This window comes from Streptomyces sp. LHD-70 (assembly GCF_031157275.1).
GTDB lineage: Bacteria > Actinomycetota > Actinomycetes > Streptomycetales > Streptomycetaceae > Streptomyces.
Map to the genome: position 1 here is coordinate 277,808 of NZ_JAVIFW010000005.1, position 17,871 is coordinate 295,678.

At 70.0% G+C, this 17,871-nt stretch carries 16 protein-coding genes; 13 read left to right on the top strand and 3 right to left on the bottom strand.

Annotated features, from left to right (window positions below; all coding sequences use genetic code 11):
• Window positions 1-107: 107 nt before the first annotated feature.
• The 8 genes from ruvC (at window position 108) to RCO28_RS12025 (ending at window position 9,490) form a co-directional block, all read left to right on the top strand.
• Window positions 108-650, top strand: coding sequence for a crossover junction endodeoxyribonuclease RuvC (ruvC, locus tag RCO28_RS11990; protein WP_308941025.1), 543 nt, complete (start codon window positions 108-110; stop codon window positions 648-650).
• Complete coding sequence (gene ruvA, locus RCO28_RS11995; protein ID WP_308941026.1) at window positions 647-1,258, top strand: Holliday junction branch migration protein RuvA; 612 nt, start codon at window positions 647-649, stop codon at window positions 1,256-1,258. Before ruvC ends, ruvA begins: the two co-directional genes overlap by 4 nt.
• Window positions 1,259-1,356: 98 nt before the next feature.
• Entirely contained in the window at window positions 1,357-2,433 is a 1,077-nt protein-coding gene (gene ruvB, locus RCO28_RS12000) for a Holliday junction branch migration DNA helicase RuvB (protein WP_308941027.1), read from the top strand.
• Window positions 2,434-2,597: 164 nt separating this feature from the next.
• Window positions 2,598-3,131: a preprotein translocase subunit YajC gene (gene yajC / locus RCO28_RS12005; protein WP_308941028.1), complete on the top strand. Its 534-nt coding sequence runs from the start codon at window positions 2,598-2,600 to the stop codon at window positions 3,129-3,131.
• 144 nt (window positions 3,132-3,275) lie between these two features.
• A complete protein-coding gene (gene secD, locus RCO28_RS12010; RefSeq protein ID WP_308941029.1) occupies window positions 3,276-5,036 on the top strand; it encodes a protein translocase subunit SecD in 1,761 nt (586 codons plus the stop codon).
• A 1-nt stretch (window position 5,037) separates the two neighbouring features.
• Window positions 5,038-6,171, top strand: coding sequence for a protein translocase subunit SecF (secF, locus tag RCO28_RS12015; RefSeq protein WP_308941030.1), 1,134 nt, complete (start codon window positions 5,038-5,040; stop codon window positions 6,169-6,171).
• Window positions 6,168-6,707: an adenine phosphoribosyltransferase gene (locus tag RCO28_RS12020; protein ID WP_308941031.1), complete on the top strand. Its 540-nt coding sequence runs from the start codon at window positions 6,168-6,170 to the stop codon at window positions 6,705-6,707. The genes secF and RCO28_RS12020 overlap by 4 nt, the downstream gene beginning before the upstream one ends.
• 251 nt (window positions 6,708-6,958) lie before the next feature.
• Window positions 6,959-9,490: a bifunctional (p)ppGpp synthetase/guanosine-3',5'-bis(diphosphate) 3'-pyrophosphohydrolase gene (locus RCO28_RS12025; protein WP_308941032.1), complete on the top strand. Its 2,532-nt coding sequence runs from the start codon at window positions 6,959-6,961 to the stop codon at window positions 9,488-9,490.
• A gap of 90 nt (window positions 9,491-9,580) precedes the next feature.
• Here RCO28_RS12025 and RCO28_RS12030 read toward each other — a convergent pair whose 3' ends face one another.
• A complete protein-coding gene (locus tag RCO28_RS12030; protein ID WP_308941033.1) occupies window positions 9,581-10,813 on the bottom strand; it encodes a DUF349 domain-containing protein in 1,233 nt (410 codons plus the stop codon).
• A 153-nt stretch (window positions 10,814-10,966) separates the two neighbouring features.
• Window positions 10,967-11,809 (bottom strand): peptidylprolyl isomerase, encoded by an 843-nt coding sequence (locus RCO28_RS12035; RefSeq protein ID WP_308941034.1) that lies wholly within the window; start codon window positions 11,807-11,809, stop codon window positions 10,967-10,969.
• A gap of 182 nt (window positions 11,810-11,991) precedes the next feature.
• Here RCO28_RS12035 and RCO28_RS12040 point away from each other — a divergent pair, with 182 nt between their 5' ends.
• The 5 genes from RCO28_RS12040 (at window position 11,992) to RCO28_RS12060 (ending at window position 16,841) form a co-directional block, all read left to right on the top strand.
• Window positions 11,992-12,702, top strand: a complete 711-nt coding sequence (locus RCO28_RS12040; RefSeq protein ID WP_308941035.1) for an MBL fold metallo-hydrolase — start codon at window positions 11,992-11,994, stop codon at window positions 12,700-12,702.
• Between the two features lie 13 nt (window positions 12,703-12,715).
• Window positions 12,716-13,978 carry a histidine--tRNA ligase gene (gene hisS / locus RCO28_RS12045; protein WP_308941036.1) on the top strand — a complete coding sequence of 421 codons (1,263 nt, stop codon included), beginning with the start codon at window positions 12,716-12,718 and terminating at the stop codon, window positions 13,976-13,978.
• An 89-nt stretch (window positions 13,979-14,067) separates the two neighbouring features.
• Window positions 14,068-14,520, top strand: a complete 453-nt coding sequence (locus RCO28_RS12050; protein ID WP_308941037.1) for a hypothetical protein — start codon at window positions 14,068-14,070, stop codon at window positions 14,518-14,520.
• A 165-nt stretch (window positions 14,521-14,685) separates the two neighbouring features.
• Complete coding sequence (locus RCO28_RS12055; RefSeq protein WP_308941038.1) at window positions 14,686-15,315, top strand: vitamin K epoxide reductase family protein; 630 nt, start codon at window positions 14,686-14,688, stop codon at window positions 15,313-15,315.
• A 68-nt stretch (window positions 15,316-15,383) separates the two neighbouring features.
• Entirely contained in the window at window positions 15,384-16,841 is a 1,458-nt protein-coding gene (locus RCO28_RS12060) for a replication-associated recombination protein A (RefSeq protein ID WP_308941039.1), read from the top strand.
• Between the two features lie 154 nt (window positions 16,842-16,995).
• On the opposite strand, the gene RCO28_RS12065 is transcribed toward RCO28_RS12060, so the two are convergent.
• Window positions 16,996-17,685 (bottom strand): DUF2470 domain-containing protein, encoded by a 690-nt coding sequence (locus RCO28_RS12065; protein WP_308941040.1) that lies wholly within the window; start codon window positions 17,683-17,685, stop codon window positions 16,996-16,998.
• Between the last annotated feature and the right edge of the window lie 186 nt (window positions 17,686-17,871).

Sequence of the window (17,871 nt, forward strand, 5' to 3'; positions counted from 1 at the left end):
TCACGGCAAGGGCCGACGGGACACACGCCCCGTCGGCCCTTCCCTTTGCACCCGTTGTCAGTGGCAGCCGATAGCCTGCACAAACAGATGAGCGAAGGAGGGGGCGCGTGCGTGTGCTCGGTGTGGACCCAGGTCTGACCCGCTGCGGTGTGGGAGTGGTCGAGGGCGTCGCGGGCCGACCCCTCACGATGCGCGGCGTCGGAGTCGTCCGCACGCCCGCCGACGCCGAGTTGGGACACCGCCTCGTCGCCATCGAGCAGGGCATCGAGCAGTGGCTCGACGAGCACCGGCCCGAATGCGTCGCCGTGGAGCGGGTGTTCAGCCAGCACAACGTCCGTACGGTCATGGGCACCGCTCAGGCCAGCGCCGTCGCCATGCTCTGCGCCTCGCGCCGCGGCATCCCCGTCGCCCTGCACACGCCCAGCGAGGTCAAGGCCGCCGTCACCGGCAGCGGCCGCGCGGACAAGGCCCAGGTCGGCGCCATGGTCACCAGACTGCTTCGGCTCGCCGCGCCGCCCAAGCCCGCCGACGCGGCGGACGCCCTGGCCCTCGCCATCTGCCACATCTGGCGCGCCCCCGCGCAGAACCGACTCCAGCAGGCCGTTCAGCAACAGGCAGCCCTGCAAGCATCGAAAGGCCGTACGCCATGATCGCCTTCGTCAGCGGACCCGTGGCCGCTCTCGCCCCCGACTCAGCGGTGGTCGAGGTCGGCGGAATCGGCATGGCCGTGCAGTGCACGCCCACCACGCTCTCCGGCCTGCGCGTGGGCCAACAGGCCAAGCTGGCCACGTCGTTGGTGGTGCGCGAGGACTCCCTCACGCTGTACGGCTTCGCCGAGGACGACGAGCGCCAGACCTTCGAGCTGCTGCAGACCGCGAGCGGTGTCGGCCCGCGCCTGGCCCAGGCCATGCTCGCCGTGCACAGCCCGGACGGGCTGCGGATGGCGGTCTCCACCGGTGACGAGAAGGCGCTCACCGCTGTCCCCGGCATCGGCAAGAAGGGCGCCCAGAAGCTCCTCCTCGACCTGAAGGACCGCCTCGGCGAACCCCTCGGCACCGCAGGCCCCGCGATCGGCACGGCCGTCACCGCCGGCTGGCGCGACCAGCTGCACGCGGCCCTGATCGGCCTCGGGTACGCCACCCGCGAGGCCGACGAGGCGGTCGCCGCCGTCGCCCCGCAGGCCGAGGCCGCCGAGGGCACCCCGCAGGTGGGCCAGCTCCTGAAGGCCGCCCTCCAGACCCTCAACCGGGCCCGCTGACCGGGCCGGGGTCCACCTGAGCCCGTCATCACCGGCGACCCCGGCCGCGTACCCGCACACCCCATACGAACGCACCCACAACCCCCGAGGCCTCCACCGTGAACTGGGACTCCACACCGACCGACACCGCCGCCGACGGCCGCCTCGTCGGGGCCGCCGCGGACGGCGAGGACCAGGCCGTCGAGGCGGCCCTGCGGCCCAAGTCCCTGGCCGAGTTCGTCGGCCAGGAGCGGGTGCGCGAGCAGCTCGACCTCGTCCTCAAGGCCGCCCGGCAACGTGGCGCAACGGCCGATCACGTCCTGCTCTCGGGCGCCCCCGGCCTCGGCAAGACCACGCTCTCCATGATCATCGCGTCCGAGATGGAAGCCCCGATCCGCATCACCAGCGGCCCGGCGATCCAGCACGCGGGCGACCTGGCCGCGATCCTCTCCTCGCTGCAGGAGGGCGAGGTCCTCTTCCTCGACGAGATCCACCGCATGTCCCGCCCCGCCGAAGAGATGCTCTACATGGCGATGGAGGACTTCCGGGTGGACGTCATCGTCGGCAAGGGCCCCGGCGCCACCGCCATCCCCCTCGAACTGCCGCCCTTCACCCTCGTCGGTGCCACCACGCGCGCCGGGCTCCTGCCACCACCCCTGCGCGACCGTTTCGGCTTCACGGCGCACATGGAGTTCTACGGCCCCGCCGAGCTGGAGCGCGTCATCAGCCGCTCCGCCGAGCTGCTCGACGTGACGATCGAGGCCGACGGCGCCGGCGAGATCGCGGGCCGCTGCCGTGGCACGCCCCGTATCGCCAACCGCCTGCTGCGCCGCGTGCGGGACTACGCCCAGGTCAAGGCGGACGGCATCGTCACCCGAGAGATCGCGGCCGCCGCCCTGAAGGTGTACGAAGTGGACGGCCGCGGACTCGACCGCTTGGACCGCGCGGTCCTCGAAGCCCTGCTCAAGCTCTTCGGCGGCGGCCCCGTCGGCCTGTCCACCCTCTCTGTCGCGGTGGGGGAGGAGCGTGAGACCGTGGAAGAGGTCGCCGAGCCCTTCCTCGTAAGAGAGGGACTCCTCGCCCGTACGCCCAGGGGGCGCGTCGCCACCCCCGCGGCCTGGGCGCACCTCGGGCTCACGCCCCCACAGGGCGGAGGAACGGGAGGAACGGGGCAAGGGGACCTGTTCCGCACCTGACGGCGCGGATGGTCGCGGGGCCAGGAACCCCAGTGCCATGCTGAGCGTTGTTCCTTAGGCGCGGGCTCGCTTAGACTCCGCCGATGCCGCCCTCCCGGGCGGCGTGCCCACCCCCAATACACAGGCCGCTCTACGCGCGGTCGCGCGAAGGAAAATTACGTCCCGTGGATATCGTGACCTTCCTCCCGTTCATCGTGCTCATCGGGGCCATGTTCCTGATGACGCGCTCCGCCAAGAAGAAGCAGCAGGCGGCGGCGAAGATGCGCACTGAGATGCAGCCCGGCACCGGCGTCCGCACGATCGGTGGCATGTACGCCGTCGTCAAGGAGGTCACCGACGACACGGCCACCCTCGAGGTGGCGCCCGGAGTCCACGCGATCTACGCCAAGAACGCGATCGGCGCGGTCCTCGACGACGAGGAGTACAACCGCATCGTCCACGGCGCCGAGCAGGACCTGAAGTCGGACACCCCCGTCGTGCCGGACGACGCCTCCTCCCTGACCCAGGACGGCGAGCCCGCCGCCTCCGACGACGCCCCCGTGGATCTCGGCAAGAAGGACGCCGACGCCGAGAAGGGCGCCGGTGCCGAGAAGGACGCCGACGCCGAGAAGGCCGTCGAGGCCGACGCGGACGAGGACGCGCCGAAGAAGGCCGAGGACGCGCCGAAGAAGACCGACGGCGAGGCCGACGCGAAGTAGCCACGACCGAGGACCGCGGAGCGCCCCGAGCGCCCCGCGGTCCTTCGGGCGTGCTGGCTTCGTCCGGTTTCACCCCCCACCACTTCATGGCCGCCCACGGCGCGTGTTCGGGTTCCGGGCGGTTGGACAGGGAGAAACGACAAGGTGGCAGCACCGAAGAAGGGCCGGAGGCCGAGCGGCCAGGGCAAGCCGGGCAGGGCCCTGGCGTTCATCCTGATCGCCATGGTGGCGCTGACCGGAGGGATGTTCTTCTCCGGTCACACCACTCCGCGCCTGGGCATCGACCTCGCGGGCGGTACGAGCATCACGCTCGAGGCCAAGAACGAGCCCGGCAAGCCGAACGCGATCAACAAGACCAACATGGACACCGCGGTCGGCATCATCGAGCGCCGTGTCAACGGCCTGGGTGTCTCCGAGGCGGAGGTCCAGACCCAGGGCGATCGCAACATCATCGTCAACATCCCCAAGGGGACCAACGAGAAGCAGGCCCGCGAGCAGGTCGGCACGACCGCTCAGCTCTACTTCCGCCCGGTCCTCACGATGAGTGCGGGACAGCCCACGCCGGACCCCTCGTCCAGCCCGTCCCCCGACGCCTCGGAGTCCGCCAAGGACAAGCCGAAGGCGGGCAACGGCGACGAGAAGTCGACGCCCACCGCGAGCCCCACCACGCAGGGCCGTGCCGTCACCGACGCCCTGAAGGCCGACCCCACCCCCTCTCCCTCGGCGAGCGGCAAGGGCGACCAGGGCAAGGACGACGAGAAGCCCTCCGCCACCGAGACGCCCAAGCCGGACGCGGCCACGAAGAAGCTGCAGGAGCAGTTCACCGCGCTCGACTGCACCAAGAAGGACCAGCGGGTCCAGACCGCGCAGGGCGTCAAGTCCAGTGAGCCCATGGTCGGTTGCGGCAGGAACGCCGTCGGCCAGTGGGAGAAGTACATCCTCGGTCCGGCCGAAGTCGCCGGCAAGGACGTCGACGACGCCCAGGCGGTCATCAACGACCGCGGCCAGTGGATCGTCACGATGAAGTTCAACAGCAAGGGCGCGGACAAGTTCTCGAAGATCACGACCCAGCTGAAGACGCAGCAGTCGCCGCAGAACCAGTTCGGCATCGTGCTCGACGGCGAGGTCGTCTCCGCCCCCAGCGTCAGCGAGACCCTGAGCAAGAGCGCCGAGATCTCCGGCAGCTTCAACCAGGAGTCCGCGCAGGAGCTGGCGAACATCCTGTCGTACGGTGCGCTCCCGCTGACCTTCCAGGAGCAGAGCGTCACCTCGGTGACCGCGGCCCTCGGCGGTGAGCAGCTGAAGGCCGGTCTGATCGCCGGCGCCATCGGCCTCGCCCTGGTCGTCGTCTACCTCGTGGTCTACTACCGCGGCCTGTCCCTGATCGCCCTGCTCAGCCTGCTGGCCTCGGGCATCCTCACGTACACGCTGATGTCGCTGCTCGGGCCTGCCATCGGGTTCGCGCTGAACCTGCCGGCGGTCTGCGGCGCGATCGTGGCGATCGGCATCACCGCCGACTCGTTCATCGTGTACTTCGAGCGGGTCCGTGACGAGGTCCGTGAGGGCCGCACGCTGCGCCCCGCCGTCGAGCGAGCCTGGCCGCGCGCGCGGCGCACCATCCTGGTCTCCGACTTCGTGTCGTTCCTGGCCGCCGCGGTGCTGTTCGTCGTGACCGTCGGCAAGGTGCAGGGCTTCGCGTTCACGCTCGGCCTGACCACGCTGCTCGACGTCGTCGTGGTCTTCCTCTTCACGAAGCCGCTGATGACGCTCATGGCCCGCCGCAAGTTCTTCGCGAACGGCCACCCGTGGTCCGGACTCGACCCGAAGCGCCTCGGCGCCAAACCCCCGCTGCGCCGCTCGCGCACCCGTCGCGTGCCCGGCTCCGTCGACCCGAAGGAGGCGTGAGATGTCGAAGCTCGGCAACCTCGGCGCCCGGCTCTACCGCGGCGAAGTCGGGTACGACTTCATCGGCAAGCGGAAGGTCTGGTACGGCGTCTCGATCCTCATCACCATCACGGCCGTCGTGGCCCTGGCGGTGCAGGGTCTGAACCTGGGCATCGAGTTCAAGGGCGGCGCCGTCTTCACGACGCCCAAGACCGAGGCCTCCGTCTCGCAGACACAGGAAGCGGCCGAAGAGGCCTCCGGACACCAGGCCATCGTCCAGAAGCTGGGCAACGGCGGCGTCCGCATCCAGGTCAGCGGCGTCGACACCGCCAAGTCCGACCAGATCAAGGCAGAACTCGCCACGGACCTCAAGGTTCCGGCGAACGACATCAACGCCGAGCTGGTCGGCCCCAGTTGGGGCGCGCAGATCGCCAACAAGGCCTGGATGGGCCTCGGCATCTTCATGATCCTTTGCGTGATCTATCTGGCGATCGCCTTCGAGTGGCGCATGGCCGTCGCCGCCCTGATCGCCCTGATCCACGACATCACCATCACCGTCGGTATCTACGCCCTGGTGGGCTTCGAAGTCACCCCGGGCACGGTGATCGGTCTGCTGACCATCCTCGGCTACTCGCTGTACGACACGGTCGTCGTCTTCGACTCCCTGAAGGAGCAGTCGAAGGGGATCACGAAGCAGACGAAGCAGACCTACAGCGAGGTCGCCAACCTCTCCATCAACAGCACCCTGGTGCGCTCCATCAACACCACGGTGGTCGCGCTCCTGCCGGTGGCGGGCCTGTTGTTCATCGGTGGCGGTGTCCTCGGCGCCGGCATGCTCAACGACATCTCGCTCTCGCTGTTCGTCGGCCTCGCCGCCGGTGCGTACTCCTCGATCTTCATCGCCACGCCGCTCGTCGCCGACCTCAAGGAGCGCGAGCCGCAGATGAAGGCACTCAAGAAGCGGGTGCTCGCCAAGCGCGCGCAGGCCGCCGCGAAGAGCGAGTCGGAGACCACGGGCCAGGACGAGGAGCCGGCCGACCTGGGCCCGGAGGACGCGGCCCCGGCCGGAGCCGCGTCGGGCGTCGTCGGCCAGCGCCGCACCCAGCCGCAGGCCCGCAACCGCGGGCGCGGACGACCCTCGGGGAAGCGCCGATGACCGACGTCAAGGAATTGCTGCTCAGCCGGATCCGGGACGTCCCGGACTACCCGAAGGCCGGGGTGATGTTCAAGGACATCACCCCGCTGCTCGCGGACCCGACGGCGTTCTCGGCGCTCACGGGAGCCCTCGCCGACCTCTGCGTAGCGCAGGGCGCGACGAAGATCGTCGGTCTGGAGGCGCGCGGGTTCATCCTCGCGGCCCCGGTCGCGGTCCGTGCGGGCGTGGGCTTCATCCCCGTACGCAAGGCGGGCAAGCTCCCCGGAGCGACGCTCGCGCAGCGTTACGAGCTGGAGTACGGCCAGGCCGAGATCGAGGTGCACGCCGAGGACCTGGCCGCGGGCGACCGCGTCCTGGTCATCGACGACGTCCTCGCGACCGGCGGCACCGCCGAGGCCTCGCTGCAGCTCATCCGCCGTGCGGGAGCCGAGGTGTCGGGCCTCGCCGTCCTGATGGAGCTCGGCTTCCTCGGTGGCAGGGCACGCCTTGAGCCCGCGCTCCAGGGAGCCCCGCTGGAGGCACTGCTCACCGTCTGATCGCCCCGAGACCAGACGCACCCGTCTGATCCACCCCTGATCAGCCTCCGGTCGCCCTCCGACCGGCACGATCGAGCCAAGGGCGGGCACCCGGCACAGTCCGGGCGCCCGCCCTTCGCGTGCCCGCGGGGCCCGGTCGTCCACAGCCCTGCGGGAGGGTTATCCACAGTGGGGACGAGCCGAAGCGCAAGGATCGATACCATGGCAGTCCGGACCTGATCGGGGGGCCGGACCCTGCATGAGGAGCACTCTTGCCAGACGAGGCCCGTCAGCCACTCGCCGCCGCGCAGCCCGAGCCCGACCAGCCGGCCGAATCGGCCGCGGCGTCCGCTGCCACGCCCGCCGCGAGCGAGAAGAAGCAGGCACCCAAGCCGGCGACCGACCCGGTGGCCGAAAAGCCCCGCCCGGCGCCGAGTCCCGCGCCGCCCGCCAAGGGCCCCGCGAGCCAGACCCCGGCGATGCGCCCGGCCGCGGCGAACCAGTCGCGCTCCGCCTCCTCCAACCGCGTACGAGCCCGCCTCGCCCGCCTCGGCGTGCAGCGCTCGAATCCGTACAACCCGGTGCTCGAGCCGCTGCTGCGGATAGTGCGGAGCAACGACCCGAAGATCGAGACGTCGACGCTCCGCCAGATCGAGCGGGCCTACCAGGTCGCCGAGCGCTGGCACCGCGGCCAGAAGCGCAAGAGCGGCGATCCGTACATCACGCACCCCCTCGCGGTGACGACGATCCTCGCCGAGCTCGGCATGGACCCGGCCACGCTCATGGCGGGCCTGCTGCACGACACGGTCGAGGACACCGAATACGGCCTGGACACCCTCCGCCGGGACTTCGGCGACCAGGTCGCGCTGCTCGTCGACGGCGTCACGAAGCTGGACAAGGTCAAGTTCGGCGAGGCCGCGCAGGCCGAGACCGTCCGCAAGATGGTCGTCGCCATGGCCAAGGACCCGCGCGTCCTGGTCATCAAGCTCGCCGACCGCCTGCACAACATGCGCACGATGCGGTATCTCAAGCGCGAGAAGCAGGAGAAGAAGGCCCGCGAAACCCTGGAGATCTACGCCCCGTTGGCGCACCGACTGGGCATGAACACCATCAAGTGGGAGCTGGAGGACCTCGCCTTCGCGATCCTCTACCCCAAGATGTACGACGAAATCGTCCGGCTCGTCGCCGAGCGCGCCCCCAAGCGCGACGAGTACCTGGCCATAGTGACCGACGAGGTCCAGGCCGACCTGCGCGCCGCCCGCATCAAGGCCACCGTCACCGGCCGGCCGAAGCACTACTACAGCGTCTACCAGAAGATGATCGTCCGCGGCCGTGACTTCGCGGAGATCTACGACCTGGTGGGCATCCGTGTCCTGGTCGACACGGTGCGGGACTGCTACGCCGCACTGGGCACGGTGCACGCGCGATGGAACCCGGTCCCCGGCCGGTTCAAGGACTACATCGCGATGCCCAAGTTCAATATGTACCAGTCGCTGCACACCACGGTGATCGGCCCCAACGGCAAGCCCGTCGAGCTGCAGATCCGCACGTTCGACATGCACCGCCGCGCCGAGTACGGCATCGCGGCGCACTGGAAGTACAAGCAGGAGGCCGTGGCCGGAGCCTCCAAGGTCCGCTCGGACGCCCCCAAGGGCGGCGCCAAGGACGACCACCTCAACGACATGGCGTGGCTGCGCCAACTCCTCGACTGGCAGAAGGAGACCGAGGACCCCGGAGAGTTCCTGGAGTCCCTGCGCTTCGACCTCTCGCGCAACGAGGTCTTCGTCTTCACGCCGAAGGGCGACGTCATAGCGCTCCCGGCCGGCGCGACCCCCGTGGACTTCGCGTACGCGGTGCACACCGAGGTGGGCCACCGCACCATAGGAGCCCGGGTCAACGGCCGCCTCGTACCACTTGAATCCACCCTGGACAACGGCGACTTGGTGGAGGTCTTCACCTCCAAGGCGCCCGGCGCCGGCCCGTCCCGTGACTGGCTGGGCTTCGTCAAGTCCCCGCGGGCGCGCAACAAGATCCGCGCCTGGTTCTCCAAGGAGCGGCGAGACGAGGCCATAGAACAGGGCAAGGACGCCATCGTCCGCGCCATGCGCAAGCAGAACCTGCCGATTCAGCGCATCCTCACGGGCGACTCCCTCGTCACGATGGCGCACGAAATGCGCTACCCGGACATCTCCTCGCTGTACGCGGCGATCGGAGAGAGCCATGTCTCCGCGCAGAACGTGGTGCAGAAGCTGGTCCAGGCCATGGGCGGCGAGGAGGCGGCCGGCGAGGACATCGCCGAGACGGCCACCCCGGTGCGCGGCCGCAGCAAGCGCCGCGCGAACGCCGACCCGGGCGTCATGGTCAAGGGCGTCGAGGATGTGTGGGTCAAGCTCGCCCGCTGCTGCACCCCGGTGCCGGGCGACCCCATCATCGGCTTCGTGACCCGCGGCAGCGGCGTCTCCGTGCACCGCGCGGACTGCGTCAACGTCGACTCGCTGTCGCAGCAGCCCGAGCGGATCCTCGAGGTCGAGTGGGCGCCGACCCAGTCCTCGGTGTTCCTCGTCGCCATCCAGGTCGAGGCCCTGGACCGCTCCCGGCTCCTCTCGGACGTCACGCGCGTCCTGTCCGACCAGCACGTGAACATCCTGTCGGCCGCCGTCCAGACCTCCCGCGACCGCGTCGCCACGTCCCGCTTCACCTTCGAGATGGGCGACCCCAAGCACCTGGGCCATGTGCTCAAGGCGGTCAGGGGAGTGGAGGGCGTCTACGACGTGTACCGCGTGACGTCGGCCCGCAGACCGTAACCACGGAGTCGTACGGCAGGCACGCAGCCATACGCAGAAGGGGCTCCCGTACGCGAAGTACGAGAGCCCCTTCCAGGTACGAGAAAGGCGTCAGCCGCCGAACTCCTGAAGGCCCTTCAGCGCCTGGTCGAGCAGGGCCTGGCGGCCGTCGAGCTCCCTCTGGAGCTTGTCGGCGCGGGAGTTGTTGCCCTGCGCGCGGGCCGTCTCGATCTGGCCGTTGAGCTTGTCGACCGCGGCCTGCAGCTGGCCCGTGAGCCCCTCGGCACGCGCGCGTGCCTCCGGGTTCGTACGCCGCCACTCCACTTCCTCGGAGTCCTGCATCGCCCGCTCCACGGCGTGCATCCGGCCCTCGACCTTCGGGCGGGCGTCACGCGGGACGTGGCCGATGGCCTCCCAGCGCTCGTTGATCGCGCGGAACGCGGCGCGGGCCGCCTTCAGATCGGTGATCGGGAGGAGCTGCTCGGCCTCGTCGGCGAGGGCCTCCTTGAGCTTGAGGTTCTCGGCCTGCTCCGCGTCCCGCTCGGCGAAGATCTCACTGCGGGCCGTGAAGAACACGTCCTGCGCGCCGCGGAAGCGGTTCCACAGGTCGTCCTCGTGCTCGCGCTGGGCACGGCCGACGGCCTTCCACTCGGCCATCAGCTCGCGGTACCGCGCGGCCGTCGGGCCCCAGTCCTTGGAGTTGGACAGTGCCTCGGCCTCGGAGACCAGCCGCTCCTTGGCCTTGCGGGCCTCCTCGCGCTGCGCGTCGAGCGCCGCGAAGTGGGCCTTGCGGCGCTTGGAGAAGGCGGAGCGCGCGTGCGAGAAGCGGTGCCACAGCTCGTCGTCCGACTTGCGGTCGAGCCGCGGCAGACCCTTCCAGGTGTCCACAAGCGCGCGCAGCCGCTCGCCGGCCGCCCGCCACTGCTCGCTCTGGGCCAGCTCCTCGGCCTCGGCGACCAAGGCCTCCTTGGCGTGCTTGGCCTCGTCCGCCTGCTTCGCCTTCTGGACCTTGCGCTCCTCGCGGCGGGCGTCGACGCTCTCCACCAGCTTGTCGAGCCGCTTGGCCAGGGAGTCCAGGTCACCCACCGCGTGCGCGTCGGTGATCTGCTCGCGCAGGTGCTCGATGGCGGTCGTCGCGTCCTTGGCCGACAGGTCCGTGGTCTGTACCCGGCGCTCGAGAAGGCCGATCTCCACGACCAGGCCGTCGTACTTGCGCTTGAAGTAGGCAAGGGCCTCGTCGGGAGAGCCTGCCTGCCACGAGCCGACGACTCGCTCGCCTCCGTCGGCCGTACGCACGTACACGGTCCCCGCCTCGTCGACGCGGCCCCACGGGTCGCTGCTCACAGCGCCTCCTCCACATGATGCCTGCGCGGGGGTTGCCCGGGGCATCGTCCACAGTTTCTTCAGAGCAGCCGCACACGGCGCCCTGCACAACGCCAACATAGGCGACGAGCAGGGCGGCTGTCCGCATCCAGCAGTACCGAACTTGCCCGCTGGTCAAGACTTCCTGACGGTCGCCTTGTCGATCACCACCGTGGCGTTCGGGGCGGTGTTGCCCGTGGTCGGGTCGGGTGCCGTGGCGCCCGCGTCGGCGATCTTCTTCAGGACCTTCATGCCGGACTTCGAGACCGTGCCGAAGGGCGTGTAGTCGGGCGGCAGCTGGCTGTCCTGGTAGACGAGGAAGAACTGGCTGCCGCCGGTGTCACGGCCCTTGCCGTCCTGCGGGTTGTACTGGTTCGCCATCGCGACCGTGCCCGCCGGGTACACGTTGCCCTTGAGGCTCTTGTCCTTCAGGTTCTCGTCCGGAATCGTGTAGCCGGGGCCGCCCGTTCCGTCCCCCTTCGGGTCGCCGCACTGCAGGACGTAGATGCCCTGGTTGGTGAGGCGGTGGCACTTCGTGTGGTTCAAGTAGCCCTTGTTCACCAGGAAGTCGAACGAGTTCACCGTGTGCGGCGCGGCCGAGGCCTTCAGGTCGATGTCGATGTCACCGCAGGTCGTGGCCAGACTCATCGTGTAGTCGGCGGACTTGTCGATGCTGAGCTTCGGCTCCTTCTTGTAGCTCAGCTCCTCGACCTTGCCCGGCGCCGGCTTCGCGCACGGGTCCTCGACCTTCGGGCTGGCGGACGGCGCGGCCTCCGCGTCCGTCTTCTCCTTGCCGTCGTCGCCCGTGAAGGCGCCCGCGGCCACAGCACCGCCGCTCGCCGCGAGCACCACCACGAGCGAGGCGGCGATGATCGCGTTACGGCGCTGCGCCTTGCGCCGCGCCGTCTCCCGCCGCTCCTGCTGGCGAGCGAACTTCTCCCGGGCGAGCTGACGCCGCCGCTGATCGTTGCTGACCACCGGGTCTTCTCCTTGTACGCATCGTGAACGGTCCGAACCGCCTGAGCTTGCCCCGTACCGTATATGGGTTAGCTGTGCGCCGAGCCGCGCCGGTAGGCTGCGTGTATTGCGATCTGGTGTCGCCGCCGCCCTCGGCCGGTGAACCGCCGCACCTTCCCGTCGGACCACCCTTAAGGACGAACGTGCTGATTGCCGGGTTCCCCGCCGGGGCCTGGGGGACCAACTGCTATCTGGTCGCCCCGGCCGCAGGCGAGGAGTGCGTGATCATCGACCCCGGCCACCAGGCCGCCGAAGGCGTCGAGGAAGCACTCAAAAAGCATCGGCTCAAGCCCGTCGCGGTCGTCCTCACCCACGGCCATATCGACCATGTCGCCTCGGTCGTCCCGGTCTGCGGAGCGCATGACGTTCCCGCCTGGATCCACCCCGATGACCGGTACATGATGAGCGACCCCGAGAAGGCGCTCGGCCGCTCCATCGGCATGCCGCTGATGGGCGAGCTGACCGTGGGGGAGCCGGACGACGTGCGGGAGTTGAGTGACGGCGCCCGCCTGCAGCTGGCCGGGCTCGACTTCTCCGTCGCGCACGCACCGGGGCATACGAAGGGGTCGGTGACCTTCCGGATGCCCGAGGCCGCGGACATCCCGTCCGTCTTCTTCTCGGGCGATCTGCTCTTCGCCGGCTCCATCGGACGCACCGACCTGCCCGGCGGTGACATGGACGACATGCTCGAGTCGCTGGGCCGCGTGTGCCTGCCGCTCGACGACTCGACCGTGGTCCTGTCCGGGCACGGTCCCCAGACGACCATCGGCCAGGAGCGCGCCACCAACCCGTATCTGCGCCAGGTGGCCGCAGGCCAGGGAGCCGCACAGCAGGCTCCGCGACGAGGAATGTGACGAGAGTTTTCCCGTGAGCACTTTTCAGGCCCCCAAGGGCACGTACGACCTGATCCCACCGGACAGCGCCAGGTACCTCGCCGTGCGCGAGGCCATCGCCGCGCCGCTGAAGAACTCCGGCTACGGCTACATCGAGACGCCCGGTTTCGAGAACGTCGAGCTGTTCGCGCGCGGCGTCGGCGAGTCCACCGACATCGTCACCAAGGAGATGTACGCCTTCGAGACCAAGGGCGGCGACAAGCTCGCGCTGCGCCCCGAGGGCACCGCTTCCGTGCTCCGCGCGGCCCTGGAGGCCAACCTGCACAAGGCGGGCAACCTCCCGGTCAAGCTCTGGTACTCGGGCTCGTACTACCGCTACGAGCGCCCGCAGAAGGGCCGTTACCGCCACTTCTCCCAGGTCGGCGCCGAGGCGATCGGGTCCGAGGACCCGGCCCTGGACGCCGAGTTGATCATCCTGGCCGACCAGGCGTACCGCGCGCTCGGCCTGCGGAACTTCCGCATCCTGCTCAACTCCCTGGGCGACAAGGAGTGCCGTCCCGTCTACCGCGCGGCCCTGCAGGACTTCCTGCGCGGCCTCGACCTCGACGAGGAGACGCTGCGCCGCGCCGACATCAACCCGCTGCGCGTCCTCGACGACAAGCGGGCAGACGTGCAGAAGCAGCTGGTGGGCGCGCCGGTCCTGCGTGACTACCTGTGCGACGCGTGCAAGACGTACCACGAGGAGGTGCGCGCCCTGATCACCGCGGCGGGCGTCGCCTTCGAGGACGACGAGAAGCTGGTGCGCGGCCTGGACTACTACACGCGTACGACCTTCGAGTTCGTCCACGACGGCCTCGGCTCGCAGTCCGCGGTGGGCGGCGGCGGTCGCTACGACGGCCTGTCCGAGATGATCGGCGGCCCCTCGCTGCCGTCCGTCGGCTGGGCCCTGGGCGTGGACCGTACGGTGCTCGCGCTTGAGGCGGAGGGCGTGGAGCTCGAACTCCCCCCCGCCACCAGCGTGTTCGCGGTGCCGCTCGGCGAGGAGGCGCGCCGCGTCCTGTTCGGCGTCGTCACCGAGCTGCGCAAGGCGGGCGTCGCGGCCGACTTCAGTTACGGCGGCAAGGGCCTCAAGGGCGCGATGAAGAACGCCAACCGCAGCGGCGCGCGGTACGCCATCGTGGCCGGCGAGCGCGACCTCGCCGAGGGCGTCGTCCAGCTCAAGGACATGGAATCGGGCGAGCAGGAGGCGGTCGCGTCCGATGCGATCGTCGAGGTGCTGAAGGCCAAGCTCGGCTAGAGCGTGCGGAGTTGAGGGCCCCGGGTGCGGAACGGCACCCGGGGCCCTCGCCGTTGCCGGGGTGCGCTCCGCTGCCTGATGATCTACGGATGGACTCGGTTGAATCGGACGACCGCCTGGTGGGCCACTGGAGCAGCCTCCCGCTCTCGTACGGCGTCATGGAAGCCTCTGAGCTGGGCTTCCTCGGTGACGGGTGGGGGTGGAGCTCGTGGTTCAACGTCGGAGATCTGTGCGTCACGCGCTTCAGGTGGCGCTGCCCGGAACCGGGGGTCGTGGAACTTCGGGAGCAGTGGACCGTTGAGGGAACGCCCAGCGAGGCACCCGGATCCCCGAGGTTCGCCGCCGCGCAGCCTGCGAGGCGGGCGGGCGAGGTGACGCGGCATCGATACACCTTCGGTCCTGCCGAGCCGTACCCCGGAGCGGAGGCGCTGCCGGCGGTGCACTTCGAGGAGGACGTGGAGTTCTGCTCCGCGTTCGCCCGAGGAGCGGCGCAGATCCGGCGCGAGGACGACCCCACCTACGGCCTGCTGCCCTATCCGTAGGGCTTCGACGGCCACGGACGAGGCGGAGACCGCCCTTCCTTATGCCCATCGAACGGTGGACGCACAGCCTCGTGCGGCACAATGAGCGTGTCTGTGGGCCCTGTGACTCACCGGTCCTGATAGCCCCCCACTACTAGCGACGGAAACGGCGTGATGAGCGAAACGATGTCTGCGAAGGACGGCGGCCCGGACGGTCGGGAGCAGGCGGACGCTCCCCGTTCTGTCGGCGGCAGCCGTGCGTTGGCGCTGTTGCTGGTGATCACCGGGGCCGCCGGTGTGCTCGCGGCCTGGGTCATCACGCTCGACAAGTTCAAGCTCCTCGAAGACCCGAACTTCACGCCCGGCTGCAGCCTCAACCCGGTGGTGTCCTGCGGCTCGATCATGGAGAGCGAGCAGGCGTCGGTCTTCGGCTTCCCCAACCCGATGCTGGGTCTCGTGACCTACGGGATCGTGGTGTGCGTCGGCATGAGCCTGCTGGCCCGGGCGCGGTTCCCGCGGTGGTACTGGCTGACGCTGAACGCCGGGATGCTGTTCGGCGTCGGCTTCTGCACCTGGCTGATGTACCAGTCGCTGTACAACATCAACGCCCTGTGCCTGTGGTGCTGCCTCGCGTGGGTCGCCACCATCGTCATGTTCTGGTACGTGACCGGGCACAACGTCCGGCACGGAATGCTGCCGGCGCCGGGCGGGCTGCGGACGTTCTTCGACGAGTTCACCTGGGTCCTGCCGGTGCTCCACATCGGCATCATCGGCATGCTGATCCTGACCCGCTGGTGGGACTTCTGGACCAGCTGACCTGGGCTTTCCTTCGGCCGACGACTGCGCGGGGAGCGTTGTCAGTGGGGTGACATAGGGTCGTTCACGTGGAGCCAGACCTCTTTACCGCCGCAGCCGAAGAACGCCAGGAGAAGGACCCGGCGAGCAGCCCCCTGGCCGTGCGCATGCGCCCGCGCACGCTCGACGAAGTCGTGGGGCAGCAGCACCTGTTGAAGCCCGGCTCACCGCTGCGCAGACTCGTCGGCGAGGGCGGCGGAGGCCCGGCCGGACCCTCGTCGGTGATCCTGTGGGGCCCGCCCGGCACCGGCAAGACGACGCTCGCGTACGTCGTCTCCAAGGCGACGAACAAGCGCTTCGTAGAGCTCTCCGCGATCACCGCGGGCGTCAAGGAAGTGCGCGCCGTGATCGACGGCGCCCGCCGCGCCACCGGCGGCTTCGGCAAGGAGACCGTCCTCTTCCTCGACGAGATCCACCGCTTCAGCAAGGCCCAGCAGGACTCCCTGCTGCCCGCGGTGGAGAACCGCTGGGTCACGCTCATCGCGGCGACGACGGAGAACCCGTACTTCTCGGTGATCTCCCCGCTCCTCTCCCGCTCGCTCCTCCTCACGCTCGAACCGCTCACGGACGACGACCTGCGCGCGCTGCTGCACCGCGCCATAGCCGAGGAGCGCGGACTCGGCGGCGCGGTCACGCTGCCGGCCGACGCCGAGGCGCACCTCCTGAGGATCGCCGGCGGCGACGCCCGCCGCGCCCTGACCGCCCTGGAGGCCGGGGCCGGCTCGGCGCTGTCCAAGGGCGAGCGGGAGATCACACTGCAGACCCTGGAGGAGTCGGTCGACCGCGCGGCGGTGAAGTACGACCGGGACGGCGACCAGCACTACGACGTGGCGAGCGCCCTGATCAAGTCCATCCGCGGTTCGGACGTGGACGCGGCGCTGCATTACCTGGCCCGCATGATCGAGGCGGGCGAGGACCCCCGGTTCATCGCCCGCCGCCTGATGATCTCCGCCTCGGAGGACATCGGCCTCGCCGACCCCACCGCGTTGCCGACAACGGTCGCCGCCGCCCAGGCCGTAGCCATGATCGGCTTCCCTGAGGCCGCACTGACGCTGAGCCACGCCACGATCGCCCTGGCCCTCGCCCCGAAGTCCAACGCCGCGACGACCGCGATCGGCGCGGCCCTCGAAGACGTACGCAAGGGGCTGGCCGGCCCCGTCCCGCCGCACCTGCGCGACGGCCACTACAAGGGAGCGGCCAAACTCGGCCACGCGCAGGGGTACGTATATCCGCACGACGTCCCGGGCGGCATCGCGGCCCAGCAGTACGCCCCGGACGCCATCCACGGCAAGCGCTACTACCAACCGACGCGGTACGGCGCGGAGGCGCGGTACGCGGACGTGGCCGACCGGGTCCGCGAGCGCCTGCGCGGTGAGACCCGGCCCGAGAGACCGGCCCCGGGGAAGGGCCCGGGGGAGTCTGTGGGCAAGGCGGAACCCCAGGCGGAGCCCAAGGCCGGAACCGAGGAATCAGCCGACGCGCAGTAGCCCGAGCCCAGGCCTGCGCTCGGCCCACGCGAGCACGCGCAACCGGACCGGTCGCCGCCCTGCTCGCCGTGGCTGCCGTACCACTACCGCAAGGCCTCGCGGATCTGCGGGCCAACCGGCCACCTGCCCCGACCAGCCGCCGGGGAAGGGGAGTTCAGTGCGCGGCGGCCTCGAAGAGCCGGTGCATCGCGCGCCGAAGACCGACCACGTCCCGTACCGGCTCGGGAAAGTCGAAGCGCGCGTCGAACGTCGCGCCGTCCCGCTCCCCGACGAACCGCACCCGCAGCCCGTACCGGTCCAGGGCCACCGGCACCGCGCGCCCCGGCAGTGAGGAGCGGTGGCCGAGCAGCGCGGTCAGCAGCTGCACCTGGTCCTCGTGGGCGGCGTGCAGATGCTGCAGCAGCTCCGCCTCGTACGGCGCCAGCGGGTCCGCGGCCGCCCGCGCGAACTCCTCCGGCTCCACGCTCTCGGCGCCCCACAGATCGTCCACCGAGGTCTCGCCGACCTCCAGGCGCAGCGTCATCCGCCCCGGCTCGGCGAGGCCCGGCGCCCGGGTCAGCCAGCCGGAGATCCAGGCGCGGCCCCGGATACGGTGGGGGACGGAGACCGGAGCGACGTCCGTGATCTCGAGCACGGCGGGCAGCTCGTCGTCCTGCGCGTGCGTCGCGGCCCGTACGACGGGGGAGTCGGCCGGGAAGACCAGGTAGACGTCGCCTTCGGGTCCGACCGTGCGCTCGTCCGCGACCAGGTGGTCGGGCAGGGCCCCGTGCACCCCCGGGGAGAGCAGCACTCCGGAGCATGTACTCTGTACGAGAGTTCGTGTGCGTTCGGCTGCTGACGGCATCCGGATGGTTTCAAGCCCGCTGGGACGCGGCTGACCACGATCTGATCGGACCTCCGTCATATCGATGCCCCTTTGAGTTGGCGTCGGTTTTTCTGTGCTGTCCGTGACGTGACTGGTGTTCCCACGGCGAGACATGCGATCTCCCTTAGTAAGGTGAGCCTAACCTAACCTATTTCGGAGGTCTGG

Bases quoted from the DNA above. Each gene is read 5' to 3' on its own strand.
- secF (WP_308941030.1), top strand. From the start codon at position 5,038: ATGTCGAAGCTCGGCAACCTCGGCGCCCGGCTCTACCGCGGCGAAGTC.
- RCO28_RS12055 (WP_308941038.1), top strand. From the start codon at position 14,686: ATGTCTGCGAAGGACGGCGGCCCGGACGGTCGGGAGCAGGCGGACGCT.
- ruvA (WP_308941026.1), top strand. From the start codon at position 647: ATGATCGCCTTCGTCAGCGGACCCGTGGCCGCTCTCGCCCCCGACTCA.
- RCO28_RS12065 (WP_308941040.1), bottom strand. From the start codon at position 17,685: ATGCCGTCAGCAGCCGAACGCACACGAACTCTCGTACAGAGTACATGC.
- RCO28_RS12050 (WP_308941037.1), top strand. From the start codon at position 14,068: ATGGACTCGGTTGAATCGGACGACCGCCTGGTGGGCCACTGGAGCAGC.
- RCO28_RS12020 (WP_308941031.1), top strand. From the start codon at position 6,168: ATGACCGACGTCAAGGAATTGCTGCTCAGCCGGATCCGGGACGTCCCG.